The 2502-nt window shown below is 71.5% G+C and carries 2 protein-coding genes and 2 pseudogenes; 2 read left to right on the top strand and 2 right to left on the bottom strand.

Annotated features, from left to right (window positions below; translation table 11 throughout):
- Together R6V09_RS50775 and chpG are read right to left on the bottom strand one after the other, a co-directional pair.
- Nucleotides 1-412 (bottom strand): annotated as a pseudogene (locus tag R6V09_RS50775) (hypothetical protein); the annotation flags it as partial.
- A gap of 271 nt (nucleotides 413-683) precedes the next feature.
- Nucleotides 684-923 (bottom strand): chaplin ChpG, encoded by a 240-nt coding sequence (chpG, locus tag R6V09_RS50770; RefSeq protein ID WP_317888193.1) that lies wholly within the window; start codon nucleotides 921-923, stop codon nucleotides 684-686.
- Nucleotides 924-1177: 254 nt separating this feature from the next.
- Here chpG and R6V09_RS50765 point away from each other — a divergent pair, with 254 nt between their 5' ends.
- Nucleotides 1178-2260, top strand: a complete 1083-nt coding sequence (locus tag R6V09_RS50765) for a DUF3344 domain-containing protein (protein ID WP_317888192.1) — start codon at nucleotides 1178-1180, stop codon at nucleotides 2258-2260.
- A 54-nt stretch (nucleotides 2261-2314) separates the two neighbouring features.
- A pseudogene (locus R6V09_RS50760) lies at nucleotides 2315-2502 on the top strand (glycosyltransferase family 1 protein); the annotation flags it as partial.

The following is a 2502-nucleotide window of genomic DNA, read 5'->3' as shown; positions in this document are numbered from 1 at the left end:
GGGCAGGGGTGGCGGGCAGTGCGGGCGTCGCCGGAACGGCCGGAACCGCAGGAACCGCCGGGGCCGCGGGAACCGCCGGAGCGGCCGGAGCCGCCGCGGTGATCTTGGCGACGGCCTCGTTGACGGTGTCGACGAGCTTCTGCGCCTGGTCGGCGGAGAGTTGGCCGTTGTCGGCCTTGAGCACCTGGTTGAGCAGGTCGGTGACCGGGGTGAGCACGCTGCCGACGTCACCGAGGCCCTTGACCTGGGCGAGCAGCCCGTCGGCTCCAGGGACCGGCACGCTCGACGCGGCGTGGACGTGCTTCCGCGCCGAGTCGTTGTCGGCGGCGACGGCGGCGGGGCCGGCGATTCCGATCAGGACGGTGGCACAGAGTACGGATGACGCGATGCGCCGTGCGGGCAGACCACGCATGGGGTGTTCCTTTCGGTGGTGCTTCGGATCTTGAGCCCACCGTGAAAGCGCTCACCACCATCTGCAACCGGTCGATCGCGCCGGGTGACCGCCCGTCAGTCGTACGGACGACGTCGTGCCTGGTGAGGGCCATGTCAAGACCGGACCGCCGGGCCGGTGCCGCTACCGCCCATTCGGGGCAACGCCCCGCGCCACCGCCCCAACGCCAACCGGCCGTCCCCCCGTGGAAGGACCACGGGAGAACGGCCGGCCGAAGGGATGCGCGCGGACGTCAGTCGTTGACGCAGGTGTTGCCGAAGGCGGGGTTCAGCAGACCGATGACGTTGACGGTGTTGCCGCAGACGTTGACCGGGATGTGAACCGGAACCTGGACGACGTTGCCCGACAGCACGCCCGGGGGGTGGGCGGCGGCGCCGTGCGCGTCGCTGTCGGCGGCGGCGATGCCGGCGGTGCCGGCCATGGCGGCGGCGGCAACGGAGGTCAGGACCAGGCCCTTCGCGATACGCGACATGGAGAGGTGCTCCTTGGGGTTGAAACAAACATCCGGGCGGGGATGCCCGGCGCTGTGTCAACGCGCGGCGCCCACCGGGGTTGTGCCGCCAATGGGGTGATGTGCCACAGGGCCGAACTTCACCATTCCGACACACTTGTCACGTTTCGCCGTATTAATCCGGATAGCTACTAGAGTTGCGCACCTCCCGAAGTACCCCTATAGCCAGCAAATCGCATATAGGGGCCGTACTTCCCGAAAGGGCACCGCCGGTCATGCGCAATTCCCAGGGTCCGCTGCTGCGCCGGGCGTCGGTGGGCGCCCTCGCCCTCGCCACGATCTGGGCCCCGGCCGCCTCCGGAGCGTCCGCCCCCTCCGCCGCCGAGGCGGAGCGCGTCCCCCTCGCCCAGCGCTATCACGCGCTCCAGCACGGCGGCATGGTCCGCGCGGCCAACACCTCCATCAGCTGCCGTACGGACTCGGCCGCCTGCCCGGCCGTACGCGAGGGACAGGCCGCGGCCAACGGCGACTTCGACATGTTCTACGTCGATGTCGACCGCGATCCGAACACCTACAACTCCTCCCGCGCGGAGGTCCGGTTGCCCGCGGGCGCCCGGGCCACGTACGCACGCCTGTACTGGGGCGGCAACCTCCGGGTGGGCGAGCAGAAGCCGCCCAAGGACAACGGCCGGGTGCTGATCGCGGAGCCCGGCGGCGAGTACAAGGCGGTGCTCGCGGACACGGTCGTCGGGCACCGGGTGGCGGGCGGCGCGGACGCGTTCCAGGCCTCGGCGGACGTCACCGGGCTGGTCCGGGAGAGTGGTTCGGGCCTCTACACCGTGGCCCAGGTCAACACGGCGATGGGTAAGTCGGCGGCCGGGGCATGGGGCGGCTGGACGCTCGTCGTGGCGTACGAGAAGCCGGAGGAGCCGCTGCGCCGGCTGGAGTTGTGGGACGGGTTCGACGCGCTGAACTCCCGTACCGGCGCGGAGATCCGGTTGCGCGGGCTGCATACGCCCGCGCACGCCGGGGGACGCGCGGGCGTGGTGGCGTACAACGGGGATCGCGGCCGGACCGGGGATTCGCTCACGCTCTCGACCGGTCGTACGAACGCCACCGCGCTCGGTGACGGCGCCAATCCCCGTGACGACGTACTGAATTCCACGATCAGCGACCCGGGGGCGGCGCCTTCGGAGCGTGCGCCCGCGTATGCGAACACGCTCGGCTACGACTCCGATGTGTTCGATCTCGACAAGGCGCTGCGGCCGGGCGGTGACCAGCTGGCCTTCCGGCTCGTTTCCCAGCGGGACGCGGCGTGGTTCGGGGCGCTCTTCGTCGCCGTCGACGCCCAGCAGTGAGGCGCGTTCCCGCCCGCAGTCCCGAGCGCCACCCGTGAGCGAGGAAACCGCGCAATGCACCAGCCAGCAACCGACCCTCGGCCACGGGTCCTGCACCTCGCCCAGCCCGTGGACGCCGGGGTCGCCCGTGTCGTCACGGATCTGACGCGGGCTCAGCTCGCGTCGGACCTGCACGTCACGGTCGCCTGCCCCGCCGGCGGCAGCCTCGCGGACGGGGTCCGGGCACTCGGCGCCGACGTACG

The sequence above is a fragment of the Streptomyces sp. W16 genome, assembly GCF_033194735.1.
GTDB lineage: Bacteria > Actinomycetota > Actinomycetes > Streptomycetales > Streptomycetaceae > Streptomyces.
Note: the sequence above shows the minus strand (reverse complement) of the source record. Positions and strands in the feature narration are given on the sequence as shown.

What these genes read in the sequence shown, in the direction of transcription:
- chpG (WP_317888193.1), bottom strand. Translation starts at nt 923, where the DNA reads ATGTCGCGTATCGCGAAGGGCCTGGTCCTGACCTCCGTTGCCGCCGCC.
- R6V09_RS50765 (WP_317888192.1), top strand. Translation starts at nt 1,178, where the DNA reads ATGCGCAATTCCCAGGGTCCGCTGCTGCGCCGGGCGTCGGTGGGCGCC.